The following is a 24,969-nucleotide window of genomic DNA, read 5'->3' as shown; positions in this document are numbered from 1 at the left end:
TTAAAAATGCAACGCCAACCACTGCTGGATTTCCGCACCGTGATTGTCGTACAGCAGTTTGCAGCTCATGATCAGAGACACTATCACGATCATCGGCCGGATCAGCTTCTGGCCCTTGGTCAGCACCATGTGCGCCCCAAGACGGGCTCCGAACACCTGCCCTACCAGCATCACCAGACCAATGCTCCAGATCACTTGCCCGCCGATAATAAACAGCACCAGGCTGCCCAGATTGGAGGTGAAGTTCAGCACCTTGGCATGGGCGGTCGCCTTGGCCAGGTTAAAACCGCACAGCGTCACATAGGCCAAAGCATAGAACGAACCGGCTCCCGGCCCGAAGAAACCGTCGTAGAACCCTACGCAGCCCCCAGCTACCAGGCCAAAGGGTAACGCCCCCAGCCGACGCTGGCGATCGTTTTCCCCCAACCGTGGCGTCAGCAAGAAATAGACGCCGATACCGATCACCAACAGCGGTAGCATCTGGCGCAGTATATCGGCACGCATGTGCTGCACCAGGATCGCGCCGATCACTGATCCCACCAGCGTCAGGAAGATGGTCAGCTTCTGGGTATTAAGATCGACAGCGCGACGGCGGACAAAGTACAGGCTGGCGGAAAACGATCCCCCAACCGACTGCAATTTATTGGTCGCCAGTGCCTGCGTTGGCGGTACGCCAACGGCCAGCAGAGCCGGTACGGTCAACAGCCCACCACCACCGGCGATCGAATCGATAAATCCGGCGAACATTGCTACCAAAAACAGAATCCCGAGCAATTCGGGACCTAATACCAGCCCATCCATAAGTCGTCTGCCTGCAAAAGTGGAGCCACTTTGTTTGCCGCACACACTACGCCTTAAAACCCAAAAAATAAACGCCCCATTCGAGGCGTTTTTTTCCAGGCTATCAGCGGTTGGCGAAGTGGCTATCCAGCAGCGCCTGACAGGTTGGCGGCAGCGGTGGTGGCTCCTTCTTGACCGGATTGGCATTCGGCTGATGCGGTTTGAACCAGCTGGCCAACTCGGCACCACAGCCATCGCCCACCGGCGGCGCATCCTGATCCAGACACTCCAGGCTACCCGCCGGGCAACGCAAGCGTACGTGCATATGCGCACGATGCCCAAACCAAGGCCGAACCTTATGCAACCAACCGCGATCGGCACCGGCATCCTGGCAAAGACGCTGTTTGATCGCCGGGTTAACGAAGATCCGCGTCACTTCGCTGTCCTGCGCCGCCATCTTGATCAAGGATTCGATTTGCGGCTGCCACTGGCGATCCACTACTTGCTTACCGTCGCCAGAGACCAGATCGATCGGCTGCGGTTTCAACAGTTGCTGAGCGCTCCAACGTTGGCGCGGCAACTGCAACCAGATGTCCACGTCCAAACCGGATTGGTGGCTGGCATGGCCGCTGCTGAAGCGCCCACCGGCCGGCATTGCCATATCGCCGATCAACACCGTGCCCAGTGCTTTCTGGTTGGCCTGGCTGCTCAGGCGCTGAATAAACGCCAGCAGGTCAGGATGGCCGAAGTAACGCCGCTGGTCGGTACGCATCACCTGATAATCCGGTGAGTTAAGCGGCAACGGATGCGCCCCGATGATACAACCATTGGCGAAACCGCCAACGGCCTGTGCAGTACCACTGACCGGGTGGTCAATCTTTTGCCATGGCGTTAACGCCAAGGCAGAGCTGGAAGCGATCAACGCAGCGAAGCCCAGCAGCCATTTTTTCATCGTAGTCCCTTACCAGCGTGGTACGTCGGAAATCACATCACCGTTTTGCGCACGCTGGCGCAGCAGATGATCCATCAGCACGATAGCCATCATCGCTTCGGCGATCGGCACCGCACGGATCCCGACGCACGGATCGTGGCGGCCACGGGTGACCATTTCCACCGCTTCACCCTGACGGTTGATCGTACGGCCCGGCACCATGATGCTGGAGGTCGGCTTCAGCGCCAGATGGGCAATCACCGGCTGACCGCTGCTGATACCACCAAGAATGCCGCCAGCGTGGTTGCTCTGGAAACCTTCAGGGGTGATTTCATCGCGGTTTTCGCTGCCACGCTTGGTGACCACGGCAAAACCGTCGCCGATTTCCACGCCTTTGACCGCATTGATGCTCATCAGCGCATGCGCCAAGTCGGCATCCAGACGATCGAACACCGGCTCGCCCAGCCCTACCGGGACGTTTTCCGCCACTACGGTCACTTTGGCACCGATGGAGTCACCCTCTTTTTTCAGCGCGCGCATCAGTTCGTCCAGGGCTTCCAGCTTGTCCGGATCCGGGCAGAAGAACGGGTTCTGTTCAACCTGATCCCAATCTTTCAGCTCGCAGCTCACATCGCCAATCTGCGCCAGATAGCCGCGCACCTGTACGCCAAACTTCTGCGCCAGATATTTTTTGGCGATGGCACCGGCGGCAACGCGCATCGCGGTTTCACGCGCCGAAGAACGGCCACCGCCGCGATAATCACGCACGCCGTACTTCTGTTCGTAGGTGTAATCGGCATGACCAGGGCGGAACACATCTTTGATCGCGCCGTAGTCTTGCGAGCGCTGATCGGTGTTTTCGATCATCAGACCGATGCTGGTGCCAGTGGTGACGCCTTCAAAAACCCCGGAGAGGATACGCACCTGATCCGGCTCGCGGCGCTGGGTGGTATAGCGCGAAGTGCCGGGGCGGCGACGATCGAGATCGTGCTGCAAATCAGCTTCTGTCAGCGGAATACCTGGCGGCACACCGTCTACGATACATCCCAGCGCCACACCGTGAGATTCACCAAATGTGGTGACGCGGAAAAACTGCCCAATACTGTTCCCTGCCATCACGGCTCCTTACCGTTGGTTGTCATCCCGTTCGCGTGCAAACGGGGCATACAGGCCCGCACTATGGCGAGCCCAGGTTGTTGGTTAGCTGCGGTAGAGGCTGAAATGATCTTTGCAGTCAATCAGCTGCTGTTTCGTCAGCATGAAGACGCCGTCCCCGCCGTTATCAAACTCCAGCCAGGTGAACGGAATATCCGGATATTGTTCCATCAGATGTACCATGCTGTTGCCCACTTCACAAATCAGCACGCCGTCATCGCTCAGGAAGTCTGGCGCACAGGCCAGAATGCGGCGCACCAGTTTCAGGCCGTCGCTGCCAGCAGCCAGGCCCAGTTCCGGCTCAAAGCGGAACTCTTGCGGCAGATCGGACATATCTTCCGCATCGACATACGGCGGGTTGGTGACGATCAGATCGTATTGGATCGCAGGGACGTCACGGAACAGATCGGAGCGGATCGGGATCACCTGATGTTCCACGCCGTGCGCCTGAATATTACGCTCGGTCACGGCCAGCACGTCGGTAGAGATATCTACCGCATCCACTTCCGCTTCCGGGAAGGCATAGCCACAGGCGATAGCGATACAGCCACTGCCGGTGCACATATCCAGGATATGGCGTGGCGGATGGGGGATCAGCGCGCTGAAACGATCGTTGATCAGCTCACCAATCGGTGAACGCGGTACCAGCACGCGCTCATCGACATAGAACTCCAGGTCGCAGAACCAGGCTTTATTGGTCAGGTAAGCAACCGGGATGCGCTCGTTGACACGGCGGATCACTCGCTCAACGATGCGGTGACGCTCGCTGGAGGTCAAACGCGCAGTGCGCATATCTTCAGGAATATCCAACGGCAGGAACAGGCTGGGCAAGACCAATTGCACGGCTTCGTCCCACGGGTTATCGGTTCCGTGGCCATAGTAGATATTGGCGGCGTTGAAACGGCTTACGGCCCAGCGCAGCATATCCTGAATGGTGTGCAGTTCATTCACTGCTTCTTCGACGAAAATTTTGTCCAATTTGCCCTCCGGCAGGCACGATGATTCATGATTTAGCCCCGTAGTTTGCCATGAAGCCTGCGACAAATCAGCAGCAATAGCAGCGTAGCAGCATTCTGGTTGGCATTCAGTGCCAGTTTTGCGTCGACAGAAACCTTCGAGCAGGTAAACTAGCGCGATAAATGATAGGCGACGAGCGAATAATGAAGAATAAGCCCCCTCTGAGCAAAGATGAATTATTGCTCTTTAGAGAGTCGGTAGCTGGAGCAAAGAAGCTGCCGCAGGACACCATCGTCCACCCAAAACCTAAAATGAAAACCAAACAGATCGCGCCGCAGCGCCTGTTGCAAGAGCAGGTGGATGCCAGCTTTTACTTTTCCGATGAGTTTCAGCCGCAGTTGGAAGATGAAGGCCCAACGCGCTATGTGCGTCCCGGCTACAGCCACTATGAGTTGAAGAAACTGCGCCGCGGGGATTACGTGCCGGATCTGTTCCTGGATTTGCATGGCTTGACACAGATGCAGGCCAAGCAGGAACTCGGGGCGATGATCGCCGCCTGCAAGCGTGAGCACGTGCATTGTGCCTGCGTGATGCACGGCCACGGCAAACACATCCTCAAGCAGCAAACGCCGCTTTGGTTGGCGCAACATCCGGACGTGCTGGCGTTCCACCAGGCCCCCAAAGAATGGGGGGGTAACGCAGCAATACTGCTGTTGATCGAACTAGCAGAATAGCGATATAAAATGGCACTTAGCAGTGCCAAATAATCCGCAGTGACGGTTCCAAGCAGGGGGCCATGAGTTGAGAACGATCTTGACGAAATAGCCCCTACCCATCCTGGCAAAAACTTAAGCTTTCTGCCCAATACCACACCCCCTTAAATACACCAAACGCTTTTAATCTTGAATTTCAAATAAAACATTTGTTTTAAATATACTTAAAACAAAAATCATTGATGTGATTTAAAATTCACGAGAAAGATCCTGTATTAACGCCAAAAAGTAGACAGGGGAAATATTGTCAGTAGAATGCGCATTTTGTTAAACGCAGATAAAGCGTATACATTGTCATCCGCAGTTAATAGCTACTACGAATAGCCACATGGCAAATATAGCAACTTGAGCTAATCAAATAATAGCATATACCTCCTGCACAACTTGGGGATGTTCCCTCATGGTTGACAGAAATGAAGTCGGTTGCAAAACCTTTTTCCACCAGTTCGGCTACCCATATTGATAGCCTTTGCATTTCAAATATTATAGGAAATAATATTATGACCCTAAAAAACAAACAGAAACCGTTTTTTGCCAAACTTTCGCCAATTTGTTTCTTTAGCCTGCTGGCCTTACAAGGAGTAACCGTTGCCCAAGCCGCTATCGTTTCCGCCCCAGGTGGCCCATCGCTCGGTGCCAGCTCCATCAAGGGTGGTACGGTTATCGACATTAATAAGCCCGGCAGAGGGGGCGTATCTCACAATATCTATAACCAGTTTGACGTAGACCGTGGTGGAGTGGTGCTAAATAACAGCGCACAAAATTCAACGACCCAGGTGGCGGGTGCCATTAACGGCAACAATAATTTAGCCAACGGTGCCGCCAACGTTATCCTCAATGAAGTCAACTCCGCTAAAGCCAGCCAACTCAACGGTCTGATTGAGGTCGCAGGCCAAAATGCACAGGTTATTATTGCCAACCCATCGGGGATTACCTGCAACGGCTGCGGTTTTATCAACGCCAATCGTGCGACCTTGACCACGGGCAAGACCTCGGTGGCTAATGGCCGCGTCCTCGATTACGTTGTCAACAAAGGTAAAATTACCATTACTGGCGATGGCTTGCAGAGTTCCAGCGCCAACTATACCGATTTAATTGCCCACACCGTTGCCATTAACGCTGACGTGCAGGCCCAGGATCTACGGGTCACTTATGGCCAAAACCGCGTTAATGTCGACAACACCAAAGCCACCCTGCTCTCTGCTGCTCGTCAGTCTGGCATAGGCCTTGACGTTTCCAACCTGGGCGGCATGTACGCCAACAAAATTACGCTGATCGGTACCGGGAATGGCGTGGGCGTGAACAACGCTGGCACCCTCGCCGCTTCCGTTGGCGATGTGACCATGAACATGAATGGTTCACTCACCAATAAGGGGACTATTTCTGCCCAAAAGGATATCAGGGTGGTATTAACCCCTAGTAACAACAATACATACGTAATAAACAGCCCAGGTGGTTATCTTGAAGCTGGCAGTGATATTGACATCAAAAGCTCTTACGTGAGAAACATCAAGGGGACCATGGTGGCCGATGGCAATATCAACATCGACAGTTCCGCCGCCTTATCTTCAAATGTAGGGGTCGATAATGATAGTGGTGAACTCAGCGCTGGAAAGGGTATCACAATTAACACCAAAGGAGCCTCAATCAAGAACAGCAGCGGTATCATCAGTGCCGTGGACGATGTCACCCTGGACGCCAAGTATGGTGTGAATAACTACGTGGGTAGAATTGTATCAGATGTTGGTGGCGTGACTGTTAATACCGCTAACACTCTCTTCAACGACAGAGGGATTATTGAGGCCAACTGCTGCGTAACTCTGAATGCCTACAAGATAAGCAGTCAATATGGCCTCATCCAAACCAAGGATGACGTAGTTATTAACGTATCCTCAGAGCTGAATAACACCCAGGGTGAAATTCTGGCAGAAGGCAACATCGCTATAAAAGCGTCAGAGATTAAAAATAACTCAGGTAAAATCATGGCTCAGGAAGCCTTGAATATCGAAGCCGCCCGGCTGGTTAATAGTGCTTATCACAATCCAACCCAAGAATACGGTATATTCAGCGGTGGTGACATGAGCCTAAACTTGAGCTCATCACTCAATAATGAGTATGGTGTCATCGCTTCTCAGGGTGATATCACCATTACCCCTAACTATCTCATAGCCAATAAGCATGGGCATATTGGGAGCGATAAAAACATCACGCTGACTGCGGCCAGCATTGGCAATCACAATGGCAATATGATTGCTGGCGAAAATCTGGTGGTTAATGCCTCACGTTTAGATAACGGCTCATCGGCCAGCACCGCTGGAAACATTGAGGCCGGTGATACTTTAGAGATCAACATGAAGCGCGGCCCACTTTCCGGTGGTCAGCAGGTCGATGGCAGCTTCTATAATCAAGGGACCTTGGCTGGCAAAAACAAGATAAAGATCGATACGGACGGGAAATTCGGCAATTACGGCAAAATGATTTCGGACAACACTGTAGAAATCCATACCAAGTACTAATCCAGAGCCAATACTGAGGCGATAAATACCCCTATCACGTCTATTAGCCTCGCGAGATAGGTAATAACAAGCTGATAGCCATGTTATCAATGGCTATCAGCTGTTTTTCACTCCTGCCTATCTTCACACTGCAACCGATTAAAGAAAAATCATATTAATAAGGAAGTTAACATGCGTTTTCGCTCTCCCAATGCTTGGCTATTGCTTATTCTCACTCCACTGGTTCAGGCAGCGGAAAATGGCCAATTTATTGAGCAGCAAATGAGCCACCAGCAGGAACAGGAAAAAGCACGCTATAACCAATTGGAAACCGTAGGAAAAGACGTGCGCTCCGCTGGTAACGTTGGACTAAGCACCCACATTGACTTTCCCGAAGAACAACCCTGCTTTACCATTCAACAGGTTGAACTGAATAAGGACGACAAGATCCCTCATTGGATACCCTTGCGCAAACTGACAGAACAGGCACAAGGCCGCTGTTTGGGGATCCAGGGGGTGAAAACACTCGCGACTGCCTTACAAAATGGCCTGATTGGACATGGCTATATCACTACCAGGGTAATGATCCCACAGCAAAATTTGACGCAAGGGCTTCTCACTCTGGATATCCTGCCAGGCACCATTGGCAACGTCAGGCTAACCGATGACAGCGATAAGTACGTCAACTTGCACACCACATTTCCTGGCAGCCAAGGGGATCTGCTGGATCTGCGTGCGATTGAGCAGGGGTTGGAAAACATGCAACGCATTCCTGATGTTGTTGCCAACATTTCACTCCACCCAGGCAGTAAGGCGGGTGAATCCGACCTGGAAATAACGCGTGAACAACCCTCATTCTGGCGTTTGGGCGGTTGGCTGGATGACTCAGGCAGTAAACAAACCGGCCGCTATCAAAGCGGTATGGCTTTATATATTGATAACCCGACCTCGATGAACGATCTGTTCTACGTTTCTGCCGGTCGTGATTTGCAGTTCCAATCGAGCCGTCATTCTAATAATGGCTCGTTGTACTACTCGGTGCCCTACGGCTTCTGGTCATTGGACTTATATGCTGGCCGCAGCGAATATGTACAAAATATCCATGGCATCTATACCGATTTTTCCTACCGCGGCAAGTATCGCAACCTTAGCTTAAAAGTTAATCGCCTGTTGTATCGTAACGCGAGCCAAAAAAACACGCTCAGCTTTCAAGTCCTCAAGCGTAACTCGCATTTTTATCTGAACGATACGGAGCTGCAGTTACAACAGCGTAATATGGCCAACTGGAGCATTGAGTTCAATCACCGCCACTACGTCGGCCAGTCCATTGTCGATGCCATGTTGAGCTATCAGCGTGATACCGCCTGGTTTGGTGCCGAAAGACCGGTGGACAGCGCTCCGTCAAGCCGTATCGTCAACCTGGATATCAGCACCTATACGCCATTTACCGTGCAAGATCTCTCAATGAGTTATCAATCCCGCTTTCGCCAGCAATACAGTCCGGATCGCCTGACCACTCAGGATCAATTCAGTATCGGTAACCGCTGGACCGTACGTGGTTTTGACGGTGAAATGAATATGATGGCCAACAAGGGCTACTCCCTGCGCAATGACCTGAACCTGAACCTGCCAAAACTGGGGCAGCAATTATACCTGGGTATGGATTATGGCCGGGTGAAAGGAGACGGTAGTCACGACTTTGCCGATGGCCACCTGCTTGGTAGCGTTGCCGGTGTTCGAGGAAAGGTAAAAGCGGTCGGTTATGACGCCTTCGTTGGGGTGCCGCTCTCCAAGCCTGATAATTTCACCACCAGCCCGGTCAACCTCGGCTTTACGTTACAGTGGCAATTTTGAAGACGTTAATGACAAAGGGCGATGTTTATCATCGCCCTTTGATGGTGAGAACAAGCTCAGACCTTGGCCATCACCTGTGACGGGCTGACCTGCCATTCAAACTTGCCGACGCTGCCATCCTCAGACAGCTCGACATTAGCAATGGCGGAAGTCGCAAACATTGGCGGGCATTCTCCAGGGCACAGCTCGGCCACCAGATAACCCACCAGCGGTAGATGGGAAACCACTAACACCGCACCGATGCCCTCTTTTGCCAGCGCCTGTAAATAACAGCTCACCAGCCCAGCGTCGCCCCCAGGAGTCAGCTCCGGCAGCACTTCTTCACCTTCCGGCAGCGTTAACGCTTCGCGTACCGTTTCCAGCGTCTGCTCGGCCCGCAAATAGGGGCTGACCAGCACTCGTTCAATATCCACAGACTTGGTATTCAACCAGGCCGCCATCTGACGTGACTCATCACGGCCACAAACGGTAAGAGGCCTTACCGAATCGCTGGCTGCATCGAGTGCCGCCTCTCCGTGACGCATAATCAAAACTTGCATATTGCACCGCTGTTGTTGACAAAATAACGCTATACAGAAACGCCGAGCGTGCTGTATCGCCGAGTTGCACTCAAGAACACAGGCCTGCTTCAAACGATAACGCGCCGTCTCTCTATGGCGGCCGGGCATTTTGCCTGAAAGTTCGCGTAAAGAAAACGCTGTTTTTTACAACATTTGCGCCCTTACACAAATTCATCGCTGACATAACAACCAATTCAACGGGTTAAATTTTAACCTTGTTGCTATGAAATTTTGGTAGCGCTGAGTGAGCCACCCACCAAAACGCTACGTTACCCCTCCCCAATCTCCCTGTACAGCTTCCGGGATTGCCCTAATTGCAAGGAGTGATGGCGATCACAGTGCGGCCCTGATCAAACTGTAGCGCAAACCGGGCCGCCATGCTGGTTAACTGCCTTGCGGATAGAAGCGTTCCCCCTGCTCAGCCATGCGCTGCAGGCGTTCACAAGGAGCAAAATATTCACCGTACTGCTGTTGCAGATAACGCAGGGTTTTTACCACTTTCTCCGCGCCTAGCTCATCCATATAGCGGAACGGGCCGCCAAGGAACGGCGGGAAACCAATGCCAAACACCGCGCCGATATCACCGTCGCGTGCGCTGCGGACCACGCCCTCATCCAGGCAACGCGCCGCCTCGTTGAGCATCATCATCACACACCGTTGGGCGATCACCGCATGTTGAATATGCGCCTTGGCGGTGATACCCAGCAGTGGATAGATGCTGCTGTCTGCGCTCTTGTGCTTCTGGCGTGACCTACTACCCTCAGCCGGGTACAGATAAAAACCACGGCCATTTTTGCGCCCTTTGCGGCCATCCTTCAGCACCGCGTCGAACGCCGCTGGAGCCGCAAAGCGTGGCCCCAGTTCCGCCGTCAGGATCGGGATAATCTTGGTGCCGACATCGATACCCACTTCATCCAACAGCATGATGGGGCCCACCGGGAAACCAAAATCGACCAAAGCCTTATCCACCGATTCGATCGGTTCGCCTTCCAGCAGGCAACGCGCCGCCTCATTAATATAAGGGGCGAGAATACGGTTCACGTAAAAACCAGCGCGATCGGCGACCACGATCGCCGTTTTCCCCTGCTTGTGGGCCAGGGCAACGGTAGTGGCAATGGTTTGTTCGCTGGTAGTGGCATGTGGGATCACTTCGACCAACGGCATTTTATCCACCGGGCTAAAGTAGTGCAGACCAATAACCTGCTGCGGCCTGGCCGCCTGCGCCGCGATTTGGCCTATCGGCAATGATGAGGTGTTGGAGGCAAATACAGTATGCGGCGCGGCATACTGTTCAATATCGGCCACCATCTGCTGCTTGAGCGCGATATCTTCAAATACCGCCTCTACCACGATGTCGACCCGCTCAAAACCGCTGTAATCGGTGCTACCTGAAATCAGCATCATCTGTTTCTGACGCTCTGCCGGACGCATGCGTTTGCTGCGTACCCGCTTGCCCAACAGATCCCAAGTGTATTTCAACGCATGGTTGATCCCCTGCTCATTCACGTCTTTAATGCGCACCGGTAGCCCACCACGAGTCGCCGTGACGCAGGCGATACCGCCGCCCATCAAACCACCGCCAAGTACACCGACGCGCTGTAATTCATGGGGCTGAGCATCCCCGCCGCGCTCTTTTTTCAACGCCGTAGAGGCAAAAAACAGGCTGCGTAATGCGGCAGACTGTGGCGACATCGCCAGCTCACCAAAGGCACGCGCTTCCGCTTCATAGCCGCTGGCACTGCCCTGATCCAGACCGGTGCGCACCACCTTAATAATACGCTCCGCTGCCGGGTAGTTACCGTGAGTTTTCTCCAGGGTCTTCTTGCGCACGATGCTGAACAGCAGGCTTCTGCCCAACGGACCGTTGAGCAGGCGTTCCTGCCACGGTAACGCACGGCGCGATTTCCACCCCTGTTTTACACGCTCGATAGCGGTTTGCAGCAGAATGGATTGCGGTACGGCCTCATCCACCAGGCCCATACGCAGCGCCTGACGCGCGCGAACGTGTCTGCCCGTCAGCATCATATCCAACGCTTTGCTGGCACCAATCAGGCGGGGTAAGCGCTGGGTGCCACCAGAGCCAGGCAGCAAACCCAACTGGACTTCCGGCAGGCCGAGCGCCGTTTTGTCATCCAGCGAGCAGACGCGGCTATGGCAGGCCAAAGCCAACTCCAGCCCGCCCCCAAGGCAAGCACCATGAATGGCGGCAACCACCGGCACCGGGAACGCGGCAATCTGTGCCAGCGTGCTCTGCCCCTTCTTCGCCAGCGTTTGTGCCTCTTGGGCCGTATGGCACGCGGCGATCATGGTGATATCTGCACCGGCAATAAAGGAATCTGGCTTGCCGGACAGGATCACCAAGCCTTCCAAGGTGGCAAGCTGCTGTGCCTTGAGCAGCACGTCGTTGATCTGCTCAACAAACTCCGCCTTCAGCGTATTGACCTTCTCCCCCGGCACATCGATGGTGATCACGCCAATATTGTCCGGGCGCAAGGTCAGATGAAATGCCGAAGGCTTGGCACGCTGTTCGTGCAATGCGTTTTCGAAACTCATTTGTCCACCTCCACGATCATCGCCGCACCTAATCCCCCAGCCGCACAAGCGGTGGCCAGCCCCAGACCGCCACCGCGCCGTTTAAGCTCGTGCAGCGTCTGGGTGATCATGCGTGCGCCAGTAGCGGCAAACGGGTGGCCGTAAGCGATGGAGCCGCCCAACACGTTGAATTTTTCCATATCCACCTCACCGATCGCCTGCTCACGCCCCAGCTTCTGTTGGGCAAACTCGGTGCTGGCGAACATTTTCAGGTTGGCCAGCGTTTGCGCCGCAAAAGCTTCGTGCATATCGATCAGGGTCAGGTCAGCCAGGGTAATACCGGCACGATCCAGCGCCAACGGGGTGGCATAGGAAGGACCGAGCAACATATCCTCCCAGACATCAATGGCGGCAAAGGCGAAGCTGCAAAGGTAGCCTAGAGGCTCCAGGCCAAGTTCTTTCGCACGGGACTCGCTCATCATCAGCACCGCTGCCGCACCATCGGTCAGTGGCGTACTGTTGGCGGCAGTGACGGTACCGTGGCGGCGATCGAATGCCGGTTTCAAACGGGCATAAGACTCCAGGCTGGAATCTTTGCGGACGTTGTTATCTTCGGCCAGCGGGGTTTTATACGGCGGCACGTAGGCGGTCATCACTTCATCGCGCAACAGCCCCTGCTCCCAGGCTTTGGCGGCCAGTTGATGCGAGCGGTGTGCCAAGGCATCCTGCTGCTCGCGAGTAATGCCGTGGGTTTTCGCCATTTGCTCGGCGGTATCCCCCATGCGCAGGCCGGTAGAGTATTCCGCCACGGCGGGCGGTACCGGCATCAGATCGCGGAACTTAAGTTTACTGAACAGTTTCAAACGCTGCGATAACGTGCGGGCCTTGTTGACGTCCACCAGCGTGCGGGCAAGCGCCTTGCTAACACCAATCGGCAGCACGGAGGAAGAATCCGCCCCACCGGCAATGCCAACACTGATGCTGCCAGCCATGATACTTTCCGCCACGTTGGCAATCGCCTGGAAGCTGGTGGCACAGGCACGTGAAACGCTATAGGCATCGGTGTGCACACTCATGCCGGTGCCAAGCACAATTTCCCGCGCAATGTTAGGCGCTTCAGGCATTTGCACCACCTGGCCAAATACCAGTTGCTCAATCAGGGCGGGATCGATGCCGCTACGCGCCAGCAGCTCGCTCACCGCAGTCTTGCCAAGATCGACCGCAGGTATACCGTGATAAGCGGTAGCCTGCTTGGCGAAAGGGGTACGCAGCCCTTGAACAATGGCGATACGGTCGCCGAGACGGGTAACCAGCGGCAATGCCTTACTCATAAACGCTCCTGAAGAGAGGCCGTCAACACAACGGACAAAAAGAGGTCTGACCTGATGAGGTCATTGTTAACCAAATGTTTACATTTGGCAAACCGGCAGAAGTGAAAACTGAGAGCGGGAGCAACTTTCTGGTAGGGGGTAAAGCGGTGCGGATACCAGCAGGGGCGGATATTACGCCCCTACGGGATCGGGTCGGGATTAACGCAGGCCGAGCTGGAAGATCATGGTTTCTGCCTGGCAGGAGAAGGTGAAATCCACATCCAATTGCACGCCGCCGTCAACCGGTTTAATGCTACTGCTGATGTCACAAGGATCGGACTCCACGCCGCGCGCCTTTTCAGTCAGTGCTGCCAGCGTTTGCTCTGCATCTTGCTGATTGGCAAACACTCGGCTGTAGGAAGCGGTGCAATCGGTGTTATCCATCACGGTTCCGACATCGACACAGCAGCAGGCCGCAGTTTCCTGAGCGTTACATTTATTGATTGCATCTGACATAGTTGAAATCTCCTCACGGGCCGCAGTTACGCTCGCCCAAATAGCCATTTATGATCTGGCGCAAATAAACAAAATTCTGTGTTCATTTTACTCCTCGGGCTTGCCAATCACTAGCCTTACTTTTTGTAAGCATTTTAAGTGACGGAAATCACATAACTAAATCGCCCTGCGGTAAAAAAACATAAGAGTTTTGTTATGTGCAGGTCATTTTTTGTTATGTGGATCTCTTTTCTGATATCAATTTGGAAATATTTCAAAAACAAACTTGCAACATCTTAACAGGTCGGACCTATAATTCAGCCACTGGTCTGATTTGTCAGATTGATAACGGACCCTACAATCGCGCGCTCCATGTTACTTTGTGTAACATTGTTTAAATAATAAACACATAAAATGAGGTTTTGGTCATGAGCCAGAAAAACCTATTCACTAAATCAGCTCTCGCAGCTGCAGTGGCAATTATTTCTTCGAACGTGTATGCCGCAGGATTCCAGCTGAACGAATTTTCGGCGGCTGGTTTAGGGCGAGCCTATTCTGGCGAAGGCGCAATGGCGGATACCGCTGCCTCGGCAAGTCGTAACCCGGCAACCATGATGATGTTTGACCGCCCTTCTCTCACTGCGGGCGCCGTTTTTATTGACCCAGACGTTAACATTACCGGCACCTCACCTTCAGGCCGCAGCCTGGATGCGAAGAACATTGCCCCGACCGCCTGGGTACCCAACCTGCACTACATTCAACCGCTGAATGACCAATGGGCCGTCGGCGCTTCCGTGACCAGTAACTATGGCCTGGCTACCGAATACAACGAAGGCTACACCGCTGGCTCCGTCGGCGGGACTACAGACCTGACCACCGCCAATATCAACCTGAGCGCCGCTTACCGTCTGAACCAACACTTCAGCTTCGGTCTGGGCTTTGATGCGGTGTATGCCAAAGCCAAAATCGATCGCTACGCCGGTGATTTACCGCTGTTGATCGCAGGTTCAGGACAACTGCCTCCGGCGCTGGCTGGCCAGGTAGCTCAAATCCCTGCTGATACCCAGATTTCTCATCTGGAAGGCAATAAATGGGGCTATGGCTGGAACGCAGGCGTGCTGTATGAAGTGGATGAAAACAACCGCTACGGCTTTACCTACCGTTCTGAAGTGAAAATCGACTTTGACGGTGACTACAGAAGCAGCCTGCCTTCAGCCTTTAATCCTCTGCTCGGAAAACTCGGCCTGCCAATGGGAACAGACGGCAACAACGTCCCAGGTTCTCTGACCCTGAATCTGCCAGAAATGTGGGAAGTTTCCGGGTATAACAAAGTGGCACCGCAGTGGGCGATCCACTACAGCATGGCCTACACCAGCTGGAGCCAGTTCCAGGAGCTGAAAGCGACCGACAGCAACGGCAACACCCTGTTCCAGAAGCATGAAGGCTTCCGTGACGCTTACCGTATCGCGCTGGGTACTACCTACTTCTACGACGATAACTGGACCTTCCGTGGCGGTATCGCCTTCGACGATAGCCCGGTCCCAGCACAAAACCGCTCTATTTCGATTCCGGATCAGGATCGCGCCTGGATCAGCGCCGGTACCACTTACGCGTTCAATAAAGACGCTTCTGTCGACGTCGGTGTGTCCTACATGCACGGCCAGAAAGTCACCATCAAAGAAGGCCCATACACCTTCGAATCGAAGGGTTCAGCCTGGTTGTACGGTGCTGGCTTCAACTACCGTTTCTAATCTGTTTTCCTAAACAGAAACGTAAAAACGGCGGGATTACCCCGCCGTTTTCTATTGTGTTAACCCCATCCAGCCTTAACTCAGGAAAGGTTTACCGCCGTGATACTGTGCTCCGTTGACGGTGCATACGACTCCGGTTTTTGTTCCGCAATCTCTTCCTGCACGACAACAGCGTCAGGCTCCGCCAACGGAGCAAGTGGCTGTGCCTGCGGTAAAGCAGCGGTCAACGCCTGCAATGAACCGCCGCTGATACCGATTTCCTGTAGCAGGGAATCGATAACCGGGGCGTGCGTGCGATAGGCAAGAGCGGCAGACATCGCCTGCTCGGCCAAGTTGCCGCCACCGACCGAAGCCGCCGTCGCACCTGCGGCACCGCCAGAACGGTTCAACCCATCAACCTGGAGGATCTTGATGCTGTCGATGGCCTTCATCGGCTCAACGGACTTCTCGATGATCGCTGGCAGTGCCTGCAGCAGCGCCAGTTTGAACTTCAGGCTGGTCTGATCGCTGGAAAGCATGTTGACCGCTTCGTTCAACGCGCGCTGGGTTTCCGCCTCTGCCAAGCCTTTCTTACGCGCGGCCTCAGCCAGTTCGATGATGGCAGCGGCCTGCAGTTCAGCGGCCTCTTTCTCCGCACGGGCTTTCAGCGTCAGTTGCATCGCTTCGGTTTCCGCCCCTTGACGGGCTTCGATCAGAGCGACCTGTTTGGCACGATCGGCTTCAGCGGTTTGGCGCGTGGTTTCCACGTTTTGCTCCGCTTTCACCGCTTCGGTCAACGCGTCATTGGCGCGCGCCTGAGCCTGGGACTGCTGCTCAGACTTGGCAGCAATGGCGATGGCCTTATCCTGTTCGGCGATTTCCGTCACTTTTTTCTGCTCGATGGCGGCCATTTCGGTGACTTTATTCTGCTCGATCTCTTTAACACGGATTTCACGGTCGGCCTCTACCTTACGGGTCCGTACCGCCTGCTCACGCTCGATTTCCGCCTCCTGAATCTGGCGCTCGGCGGAGATACGGCTCTGTTCGGCCTCGCGGCGGCGTTCCGCTTCAAAGGTGGCGATCCGGGAGCTTTGCTCTGCGCTGCGGGTCTTGACCTGCTGCTCCTGCTCAAGCGACATGAAGGCTTCCTGCTGCTCGATCTCCAGCTTGCGTGACATGGCATCGCGGTTTTTCTCGCGTACTGCGACCTCCACGTCTTGCTCAACTTCGTTACGCTCGCGGCGACGGCGTTCGGTTTCCTGCGTCAGCTTGGTCAGACCTTCGGCATCGAAGGCGTTGTTAGGGTCGAAATACTCTTTCGAGGTCTGGTTAAAGTTGGTCAGCGACACGCTTTCCAGCTCCAGGCCGTTTTTCGCCAGATCTTCAGATACCGTGCTCTGCACGCCTTGCACGAAGTTTTCGCGCGTATCTTGCAGATCTTGCATGGTCATCTGAGCTGCGGTGGAGCGTAAGGCGTCGACAAACTTGTCTTCCACCAGTTGGCGCAGATCTTCCGGTGACAGCGTACGCTGGCCCAAAGTCTGTGCTGCGGTGGAGATCCCTTCAATGGTCGGTTGCACGCGGACAAAAAATGCCACTACCACGTCCACACGCATTCTGTCCTTGGTGATCAGGCTGTCGTGCATGGCACGGCTGACCTCCAGCTTCAGGGTCTTCATGTTGATTTCAACAATCTCATGAAACACCGGCAGGGAGATGGCACCACCGCTCAGCACGACCTTGAGACCGCCCAGACCGGTACGTACCAACGACTGTTCCGCCGAGGCACGGCGATACAGGCGTGAAAAAATCAGTCCAATAATCAGGAGGACAACAAAGATGCCACCCGCAATCGAACCCCAAAACGTAAGACCATCACTAATTATCACTAGGGCTACCTCTCCATCAGTATTATCAAAATAATTCCGTTAAAACCGCGTTCACAGCAGATCCGGCCAAGGATTGGCACTGCCGCTGAAGCGGGACCCGGAGATGCGCGCCGTCACCAACACCTTGGCTCCACGCACAAAGGCGACGTCCGCCTCATCCGGTTCGATCAAAATGTAATGGGTACGCCCGTGCTCATCCGTCAACCTGGCTTCTGCCGGGGAGCCAGCCGTGGCCGTTGCGCCGGTCATAATTGCCATGCGGCCGATAAAGCTGTCCGTGGAAACGGCGCTGCTTTCGTCACGTGGCAAGTAGCGAGCAATGCCGCGGCCACACCAGCGCACGCTGAATACAGCGACAATAAAGGCAACGATCACCGCCAGCCACACCGGTAGTTCACCGCCTGCCAACCATTGCAGTATCAGGCCACTCAGTGAAAAACCGCCGAGAAACAGCACGATGATGACCAGCAGCGGCAAGCGCCCGATATGCAGCCAGCTCAGACCCTGGGCGAAAACGTTCTCACCCAGAGTAATATCCGGATGGGAGTCTATAGCCGCGTCGAAATGGCTGGAAAGGGAAGCACCGAGAAACACCGCCAGCGTTTCCAGCACGCCGATAAACAGCAGCAGGAGCAGGGCGATCAAGAAAGGGGCATTACCTGAAGAAAGTAGGTCCATATTGGCGTTCTCCGTGCGCATCAAAGCGAAAATATCGCGGCAACAGAAAACAGGCAGGAAAGAGGGTACAAAACGCGGTAAAAGGTGATGCTGCAATCCGCTATAAACGCTCCTTGTTCCACACAAGCCGGTTCCCAAGCCACGGGCTCTGCCTTCCATGTAACCAGCGGCAGTCGCCTGGCGCAGATTTTAGCATTTACTGCCCCGCCATCCCAGAAAATCATCAATAAAAATGATTATCATTTACATAAATAAAAAAGGATCCCTAGACTTCCGGGATCCTTTTTCAAACGCTATTCACCACAGGATAAGTTGAAAAAAACCTAATCCTTAGTTGGCAGAGTCGATCTCGTCCAGATCGCCCTGGATAGCCTTGGCATTCGGATTTTCCTGCGGCTTGAGCACCCCGCCATTCGCCAGGAAGTCATGCCGTTGGAAATAGGCGTCACGCACCATCACATAAGGATCGGAAGAGTTGCGCAGCAACCCATCGGAATCCAGCAATTGAGCACGGGTTTCAACCCCTTCCACTACCCATTTACCCGCCGACATCCAGAAGGTGAGATAACTCAGCACCGGATAAACGCTATCTGCCCAGTCGCCACCGTCTTCACGGATAGTGAAGCTGCCATAGACCGGTAAGTGGACATACGGGCCGTAACCTACGCCGTAGTTCCCCAAGGTGCCACCGAAGCGGCGTGGTTCTTCACGCGCCAGTTTCGGGTTAGCCATACTGGCCACGTCGATCAACCCGCCCATCCCCAACAGGGTGTTGAGGAAGAAACGGTTAAAGTGCTTCATGCCCTGATAAGGGTTACCACGCAGAAATTCGTTCACCATGCTGGCTGGCTCTTCCAGGTTGGAAGTAAAGTTGCTCAAGCCATTACGCGCAGGCGTCGGGACGTAATCGCGCCATACCACCGCGACCGGGCGCAGCACGTAGGGATCCATCACGTTATAGTTGAAGTTAAACATCGCCCGGTTAAACCCTTCAAGAGGGTCGGAACGCCCTTGCGGATCGTCACCAGGCGAGCTGGCACAGCCTACCAATAACACCGTTGCGAAAGCCAGCCCAGTCAGGCGAAAGTTCATATTTATCTCCATGAAAACCCTTGGATTCTTTTTATCAGGGAACCTGTTTATCAATCTGAACGCTGACCTGCTCCTTGCCGCTATAGGCTTGCAGCGTACTATCGCCAAACCAGTCGCCCGCCTGCGGCGTTGCCAGACCATCCTGTGACAGCCTGACATGCACCTTCACCTTCTGCTGAGCCGAAAGCAGACGCTCAGGCATCATGGCGTTGCTGTCATCCAATGTGAATGATAGCGGGAAACGACTAAGTGGCAATTGCTTGACCGCTACCGGCACCGGGTTGGTTCCGTCGGTAACCGAAACGATCAGCGTTCCTTGTTGTGGTAATGTTTTTGCCGCCTCTGGCGACAGCGTGACAGTGACGGAGAGTTTAACAGTTTCTGCGCCCACCTGAACTTTTGCTTGCTCAATGCTGCGCTTTATCACTGCAACACGCTGGTCATCGGCTGGTAACAGTTTCAACATTACCTGCCAGGCACCGATCGCCTGTTGGTAATCGCCCTGTTCAAAGGAGTTGAACGCCAGCAGGCTCAGTACGCGCACGTTGGTGTGATCTTCTGCCACCATGGTGCGCAGCATCGCGGTGGCCTGCTTGTTGTCTTCCGGATCGCCAGAGCGCGTCAGCACTTCGGCATAGCCCAGGCGCACGTCCATATTGCTCGGATCCAGGCTGTAAGCATGAGCAAAGGCCTGGGTCGCGGTGGTGGCATTATTCAACGCCATCCCGACACGGCCAAGCATCATCCAGTCGTTCAGATTCCTGTCATCGTCCTGCAATGAGGTGCGTAAACCCAAGCCAAGACGGGCGATCTCCTCCATGCTCAGCGGTTGGGCACGCTCATTGGCCACCCGCGCACGCAGTTCCGGCATTTGGGATTCTACCTGATGCCAGGCCGTAACCTGAGCCAAACCGCCAGTTTTCAGATAAAAGCCAACCGATACCACCACCAGCACCATCACGCCAGGCACTAAAGCCCAACGATTGATAGGCCGTGCAGGCTGTTCATCCGGTTGCCCAGGAATATCGTTCAGCAAGTTCTGTTGCAGCTCTTTGACCAGTTCAGGGCGTTCCGTAACCACCCCTTGATCTTCATCTTGCGCCAGCTCGTCAAGGCGATCCTGGTAGAACGCCTTGTTGAACGTATCGCGGCTGGCCGCCGTACTTTCTTTGCCTTGGCGCATCGCAGGCACGACCAGCAACGCGCTCGCACCGACCAACAGCACTATAATTATCAGCCAAAAAGCCATTAGGGTTTCTTCCTGTCAGTCTCTTTCAACAACGCCGCAAGACGCTGCTGCTCCTGCTCGGAGAATTCCTCGTTGACTACGCCCACCCGACGTTGACGGGTCCGCAGAATCACCACCGCCCCACCAATCAGCACAAACAGCAGCGGCCCGACCCACAAGATCAAGGTTGCTGGCGTCACCGGGGGTTCATAGGTCACAAAATTACCGTAGCGCGCCACCATATAGTCGATGACCTGCTGCTTGTCTTGCCCCTGCATCATCAGCTCATACACCTTGGTGCGCATATCTGCCGCGATGATGGCGTTGGAATCGGCAATGCTGTTGTTCTGGCATTTAGGGCAGCGCAGTTGTTCTGTCAACTCGCGGTATTGCTGCTCCTGCTCCACCGAATTGAATTTGTAGGTGTCAATGGCCGCAGCGGCACTCCAGCTCAGCAATGCCGCCACCAGTAAGGTTATCAGCCTCATGCGTCGCCCCCATATTTACGGTACAGCGGTAACACTTCCTGCTGCCAGACACGCTCGTTCATGTCCCCGGCGTGGCGATAGCGGATTATGCCTTCACCGTCGATCAGGAAGGTCTCCGGTGCGCCATACACGCCGAGATCCAGCCCCAGCATGCCGTCGCCGTCGTACAGGCTCAGCGCATAAGGGTTACCCAACTGATTGAGCCACGCCACCGCCTTCTGGCGATCGTCTTTATAGTTTAGCCCCACTACGCGGATGCCTTTGGCCGCCAGAGTATTCAGATACTCGTGCTCCGCCCGGCAAGTAGGGCACCAGGTCGCCCACACGTTCAGCAATATCGGTTTGCCAGTGCGCAGCACCGCCTGATCGAAGGTTTTACCCGGATGATCCAAGGATTCAAGCTTGAAGGTCGGCACCGGTTTACCAATCAGCGCAGACTCCAGCATGGTGGGATCTTCCCCACCGGCGTTACGCGTCAGCTGTACCAACAAGGCCACCACTAACAGCAGGAACAGGATTAACGGAATAAATAACAGTTTGCGGTTCATGCCTGCTCCCCTTGTTTGGCTTCACGTTTGAGTTTTTTGCTCATGCGATAGCGCGGATCGAGAATACACAACACGCCGCCAAGCGCCATAAACACCCCACCGAACCAGATCCAGCGGACAAAAGGTTTGTAGTAAAGCCGCACGGCCCAGGAGCCATCGTCTAACTCTTCACCTAACGCGGCGTACAGATCGCGCGTCAGGCCACCGTCGATGGCGGCCTCCGTCATCATGCTGCGCGCCACGCTGTAGTAGCGTTTTTCCGCATGCAGGGTGGCTTCGGCCTTACCGTTGCGGGTGACATCGATAATCCCGACGCCGCCGGTGTAGTTTGAACCGCGGATATCGTGAACGTCGCGGAAGATGAAGCGATAGTCGTGAATTTCCACGCTATCACCGGCCTTCATACGGACATCACGCTCAACGCTGTAGTTTTGGCTGAAAGCGATCCCGATCACCGTGACCGCCACGCCAAGATGGCCTAACACCATGCCCCAATGGCTACGGGAAAGGTGCCTGAGCCCCTGCCAGAAACCGTGGCGATGGGTGGCTCGCTCATGCAGCTCCATCAGGGTCAGCAAAATCACCCAGATGGCCATGATCAGTCCGACCACCGTCATGCCGACAATACTGTCTTGCAGCAGCCAAGGCAGCAGAATTGACAACACCAGCGTGATCACCAGCGCCACACCCAGGCGACGCCAGAGCTTGGTGGGTTCGTCACGACGCCAGCGCACCAACGGCCCGATGCCCAGCAACAGCGCCAGCGGTGCCATCAGCCAGGTAAACATGGTGTTGAAGAAGGGCTCGCCGATGGAAATACTGCCCAACCCCAACTGTTTATGCACCAACGGCAACAAGGTCCCCAACAACACCACCAGCATGGCGGCGATCAGCAAGACGTTATTGCCCAGCAGGAAGGTTTCCCGCGAGAAGGTTTCATGCTGCACCCGGCTACGCACCTGCCCGCCCTTCACGGCATACAGCAACAGCGAGCCGCCAATCACGATCACCAAATAAGCGAGGATAAACATCCCACGCGCCGGATCGGAGGCAAAGGAGTGAACGGAAACCAGCACGCCGGAACGCACCAGGAAGGTGCCCAACAGACACAGGGAGAAGGCCGTGATCGCCAGCAGCACCGTCCAAGCTTTGAAAGTCCCGCGCTTTTCGGTGACCGCCAGCGAGTGCATCAAGGCCGTACCGGCCAGCCATGGCATAAAGGAAGCGTTTTCTACCGGGTCCCAGAACCACCAGCCGCCCCAGCCCAGCTCATAGTAAGCCCACGCTGACCCCAACACGATGCCCATGGTCAGGAAGACCCAGGCCGCCGTAGTCCACGGACGCGACCAACGAGCCCAGGCCGTATCGAGCCGCCCGGCCATCAGTGAGGCAATCGCGAAGGCAAAGGCCACCGAGAAACCCACGTAGCCCATATACAGCAACGGCGGGTGGAAGATCAGCCCGATATCCTGCAACAGCGGGTTAAGGTCACCCCCGTCGATCGGGAAACTCGGCAAGGTGCGGGTAAACGGGTTGGAGGTCATAATGATGAACAGCAAGAACCCGGCGGTGATCATCCCCATCACCGATAACACACGCGCCACGGCATCCTGCGGCATCGCACGGCTGCACATGGCAACCGCCAGTGACCAGCAACTCAGCAACAACACCCACAACAGCAGGGAACCTTCGTGCGCTCCCCACGTTGCCGCAATGCGGTAATACACCGGTAGCTTGGTGTTGGAGTTGGCTGCTACATAGGAGACGGTAAAGTCATTGGTAATAAACGCATACACCAGGCAGGCAAATGCCAGGGCGATAGCGATAAACATGCCATAGGTTAACGGGCGGGCTACCGCCATCATGCGCGTATCCTGACGCGCCGCTCCCCATTGCGGATAAATGCTCAGCAGCAACGAAATCGCCAACGCCAGGCACAGCAGAAAACTTCCAAGTTCCGGCATCATGACTTGTTGCCCCCGTCCGGCGAATTGCTATAGGTAGCGGCCGGGCTTTTATGATTCTCTTTCATGGCATCCGCGACTTCTGGTGGCGTATATTTTTCATCGTGTTTGGCCAATACTTCGCGCGCATTGACCACGTTACCTTCCCCCAGCACGCCTTGTGCCACTACGCCCTGCCCCTCACGGAACAGATCCGGCAAAATCCCGTTGTAGGTTACTTCGATGGCCCCGCGGGCGTCATATACCTTGAAGCTCACCTGCAGGCTTTGCTGATCGCGTTTGACCGAGCCAGGCATCACCATGCCACCGATACGCAGGCGCTGGCCCACCTCCGGCTTTTCATGCTTTTCGCCCTTGCCTTGCAGGATCTCGCTCGGGGTGTAGAACAGGTCGATATTGGAGCGCAAGGCATACAGCATCAGCGTGGCGGTAAGCGCGACGCCAATCAGTACGACAATGACCAGATAGAGGCGGCTTTTACGACGTGGATTCACTGTGATTTCTCCCGCGAGTTAACAGACTGCGGTGTGGCCGCTGCTTGCTTTGACTGTTGTGACTGGCGGATACGCCGTTCACGTGACGCTTGGCGGCTGACTTCGGCCAGTAGCTGCTTGCGCTGCCACAGGGTGTGGACCAATAGCCCCAGCAGGGAAAGCAGGGTTGCGGCCACGGCCAACCAAACGTAAAACGCGTAGCCGCCCATGGCGAAAAACGCCTGCCAGGAACTGAATGCAGCATTCATGACTGACGCTCCTTGTTAACCAACTCGGCGACCCAAGGGCGCTGACGTTCCTGGAAAAGGATCAGGTTGCGCAAGCGCATCAAGGTCAGCGTAATAAAGAACAACAGGTAACCGAAGATCGCCCAACGCAGCGGGTAACGCATGCTTGGCGCAATGCTCTGCTGCATATTGGTTGAGCCCTGGTGGAGGGTATTCCACCATTCGACCGAGAAGTGAATAATCGGAATGTTGATCACCCCCACCAGCACCAGAATACCGGCGGCTCGCCCGGCCAGGCGGCGATCGTCGAAAGCGTTATACAGCGCAATGATACCCATATAAAGGAACAGCAATACCAGCTCTGAGGTCAGGCGTGCGTCCCACACCCACCAGGTGCCCCACATCGGTTTACCCCAGGCAGATCCGGTGACCAATGCAATAAAGGTGAACACCGCGCCGACCGGAGCCATGGCCGCGACCACGGTATCGGACATTTTCATCTGCCAGACCAGGCCGATAAACGCCGCTATCGCCATCGAGCCATAAATGCCCATCGACCAGATGGCCGCCGGAACATGAATGTACATGATACGGAAGCTGTCACCCTGTTGATAATCTTTAGGTGCGAAACCGAAGCCCCACACCCAGCCGACCAGCAGACAGATGGCGCCCGCTATCCCCAACCAGGGGACAAAGCGGCCACAGACATGGTACAGCCGTTCCGGCTTGGCAAATTGATGTAACCATTTCCACATTGTCGTCATTGCTCACGGTAAGAAATCATTCGGT

Annotated in this window: 22 protein-coding genes; 4 read left to right on the top strand and 18 right to left on the bottom strand. The window is 54.9% G+C overall.

The genetic code is table 11. The annotated features are described in order from the left end of the window. The 4 genes from A6U95_RS00555 to prmB form a co-directional block, all read right to left on the bottom strand. Positions 1–801, bottom strand: coding sequence for a sulfite exporter TauE/SafE family protein (locus tag A6U95_RS00555; RefSeq protein ID WP_065683047.1), 801 nt, complete (start codon positions 799–801; stop codon positions 1–3). A gap of 103 nt (positions 802–904) precedes the next feature. Next, entirely contained in the window at positions 905–1,732 is an 828-nt protein-coding gene (gene mepA / locus A6U95_RS00550) for a penicillin-insensitive murein endopeptidase (RefSeq protein WP_021806056.1), read from the bottom strand. 9 nt (positions 1,733–1,741) lie between these two features. After that, positions 1,742–2,827 (bottom strand): chorismate synthase, encoded by a 1,086-nt coding sequence (gene aroC, locus A6U95_RS00545; protein ID WP_021806057.1) that lies wholly within the window; start codon positions 2,825–2,827, stop codon positions 1,742–1,744. Positions 2,828–2,911: 84 nt separating this feature from the next. Next, entirely contained in the window at positions 2,912–3,844 is a 933-nt protein-coding gene (prmB, locus tag A6U95_RS00540; RefSeq protein WP_024529156.1) for a 50S ribosomal protein L3 N(5)-glutamine methyltransferase, read from the bottom strand. A 182-nt stretch (positions 3,845–4,026) separates the two neighbouring features. On the opposite strand from prmB, the gene smrB reads away from it, so the two are divergent. The 3 genes from smrB (at position 4,027) to A6U95_RS00525 (ending at position 8,945) form a co-directional block, all read left to right on the top strand. Next, positions 4,027–4,557 (top strand): endonuclease SmrB, encoded by a 531-nt coding sequence (gene smrB, locus A6U95_RS00535; RefSeq protein WP_021806058.1) that lies wholly within the window; start codon positions 4,027–4,029, stop codon positions 4,555–4,557. Positions 4,558–5,009: 452 nt separating this feature from the next. Beyond that, complete coding sequence (locus A6U95_RS00530; protein ID WP_083196280.1) at positions 5,010–7,112, top strand: filamentous hemagglutinin N-terminal domain-containing protein; 2,103 nt, start codon at positions 5,010–5,012, stop codon at positions 7,110–7,112. Between the two features lie 171 nt (positions 7,113–7,283). Continuing rightward, positions 7,284–8,945: a ShlB/FhaC/HecB family hemolysin secretion/activation protein gene (locus A6U95_RS00525; RefSeq protein ID WP_065683045.1), complete on the top strand. Its 1,662-nt coding sequence runs from the start codon at positions 7,284–7,286 to the stop codon at positions 8,943–8,945. Between the two features lie 56 nt (positions 8,946–9,001). On the opposite strand, the gene sixA is transcribed toward A6U95_RS00525, so the two are convergent. The 4 genes from sixA to A6U95_RS00505 form a co-directional block, all read right to left on the bottom strand. Further along, on the bottom strand, positions 9,002–9,484 hold the full coding sequence (gene sixA, locus A6U95_RS00520; RefSeq protein WP_065683044.1) for a phosphohistidine phosphatase SixA: 483 nt from the start codon (positions 9,482–9,484) through the stop codon (positions 9,002–9,004). A gap of 405 nt (positions 9,485–9,889) precedes the next feature. Then, positions 9,890–12,058: a fatty acid oxidation complex subunit alpha FadJ gene (fadJ, locus tag A6U95_RS00515; RefSeq protein WP_065683043.1), complete on the bottom strand. Its 2,169-nt coding sequence runs from the start codon at positions 12,056–12,058 to the stop codon at positions 9,890–9,892. Beyond that, on the bottom strand, positions 12,055–13,368 hold the full coding sequence (gene fadI, locus A6U95_RS00510) for an acetyl-CoA C-acyltransferase FadI (RefSeq protein ID WP_065683042.1): 1,314 nt from the start codon (positions 13,366–13,368) through the stop codon (positions 12,055–12,057). Before fadI ends, fadJ begins: the two co-directional genes overlap by 4 nt. 198 nt (positions 13,369–13,566) lie before the next feature. Further along, entirely contained in the window at positions 13,567–13,863 is a 297-nt protein-coding gene (locus A6U95_RS00505) for a YfcZ/YiiS family protein (RefSeq protein ID WP_021806065.1), read from the bottom strand. A gap of 407 nt (positions 13,864–14,270) precedes the next feature. Here A6U95_RS00505 and fadL point away from each other — a divergent pair, with 407 nt between their 5' ends. Then, complete coding sequence (fadL, locus tag A6U95_RS00500; protein WP_065683041.1) at positions 14,271–15,593, top strand: long-chain fatty acid transporter FadL; 1,323 nt, start codon at positions 14,271–14,273, stop codon at positions 15,591–15,593. Between the two features lie 80 nt (positions 15,594–15,673). Here the strand turns inward: fadL and A6U95_RS00495 are convergent, their stop codons facing one another. The 10 genes from A6U95_RS00495 to A6U95_RS00450 form a co-directional block, all read right to left on the bottom strand. Continuing rightward, positions 15,674–17,461 (bottom strand): flotillin family protein, encoded by a 1,788-nt coding sequence (locus tag A6U95_RS00495; protein WP_083196279.1) that lies wholly within the window; start codon positions 17,459–17,461, stop codon positions 15,674–15,676. Between the two features lie 51 nt (positions 17,462–17,512). Beyond that, positions 17,513–18,139 (bottom strand): OB-fold-containig protein, encoded by a 627-nt coding sequence (locus tag A6U95_RS00490; protein WP_065683040.1) that lies wholly within the window; start codon positions 18,137–18,139, stop codon positions 17,513–17,515. Positions 18,140–18,469: 330 nt separating this feature from the next. Next, complete coding sequence (gene mlaA, locus A6U95_RS00485) at positions 18,470–19,231, bottom strand: phospholipid-binding lipoprotein MlaA (RefSeq protein ID WP_065683039.1); 762 nt, start codon at positions 19,229–19,231, stop codon at positions 18,470–18,472. Between the two features lie 34 nt (positions 19,232–19,265). Further along, on the bottom strand, positions 19,266–20,480 hold the full coding sequence (gene ccmI / locus A6U95_RS00480; RefSeq protein WP_065683038.1) for a c-type cytochrome biogenesis protein CcmI: 1,215 nt from the start codon (positions 20,478–20,480) through the stop codon (positions 19,266–19,268). Next, the gene (locus A6U95_RS00475; protein ID WP_065683037.1) at positions 20,480–20,947 is read right to left on the bottom strand and encodes a cytochrome c-type biogenesis protein; all 468 of its coding nucleotides are present in this window, start codon (positions 20,945–20,947) and stop codon (positions 20,480–20,482) included. Before A6U95_RS00475 ends, ccmI begins: the two co-directional genes overlap by 1 nt. Continuing rightward, positions 20,944–21,495: a DsbE family thiol:disulfide interchange protein gene (locus tag A6U95_RS00470; protein WP_065683036.1), complete on the bottom strand. Its 552-nt coding sequence runs from the start codon at positions 21,493–21,495 to the stop codon at positions 20,944–20,946. The genes A6U95_RS00475 and A6U95_RS00470 overlap by 4 nt, the downstream gene beginning before the upstream one ends. Further along, positions 21,492–23,462 carry a heme lyase CcmF/NrfE family subunit gene (locus A6U95_RS00465; RefSeq protein WP_065683035.1) on the bottom strand — a complete coding sequence of 657 codons (1,971 nt, stop codon included), beginning with the start codon at positions 23,460–23,462 and terminating at the stop codon, positions 21,492–21,494. The genes A6U95_RS00470 and A6U95_RS00465 overlap by 4 nt, the downstream gene beginning before the upstream one ends. Next, entirely contained in the window at positions 23,459–23,953 is a 495-nt protein-coding gene (gene ccmE, locus A6U95_RS00460) for a cytochrome c maturation protein CcmE (protein ID WP_024529171.1), read from the bottom strand. Before ccmE ends, A6U95_RS00465 begins: the two co-directional genes overlap by 4 nt. After that, positions 23,950–24,201: a heme exporter protein CcmD gene (gene ccmD, locus A6U95_RS00455; protein ID WP_065683034.1), complete on the bottom strand. Its 252-nt coding sequence runs from the start codon at positions 24,199–24,201 to the stop codon at positions 23,950–23,952. Before ccmD ends, ccmE begins: the two co-directional genes overlap by 4 nt. Then, a complete protein-coding gene (locus A6U95_RS00450) occupies positions 24,198–24,935 on the bottom strand; it encodes a heme ABC transporter permease (protein ID WP_021178631.1) in 738 nt (245 codons plus the stop codon). Before A6U95_RS00450 ends, ccmD begins: the two co-directional genes overlap by 4 nt. Between the last annotated feature and the right edge of the window lie 34 nt (positions 24,936–24,969).

It is taken from the genome of Serratia sp. 14-2641 (assembly GCF_001692375.1).
Classification (GTDB): domain Bacteria; phylum Pseudomonadota; class Gammaproteobacteria; order Enterobacterales; family Enterobacteriaceae; genus Chania; species Chania fonticola_C.
The sequence above is the reverse complement of the archived record's forward strand: the minus strand, read 5'-3'. Positions and strand labels throughout refer to the sequence as shown.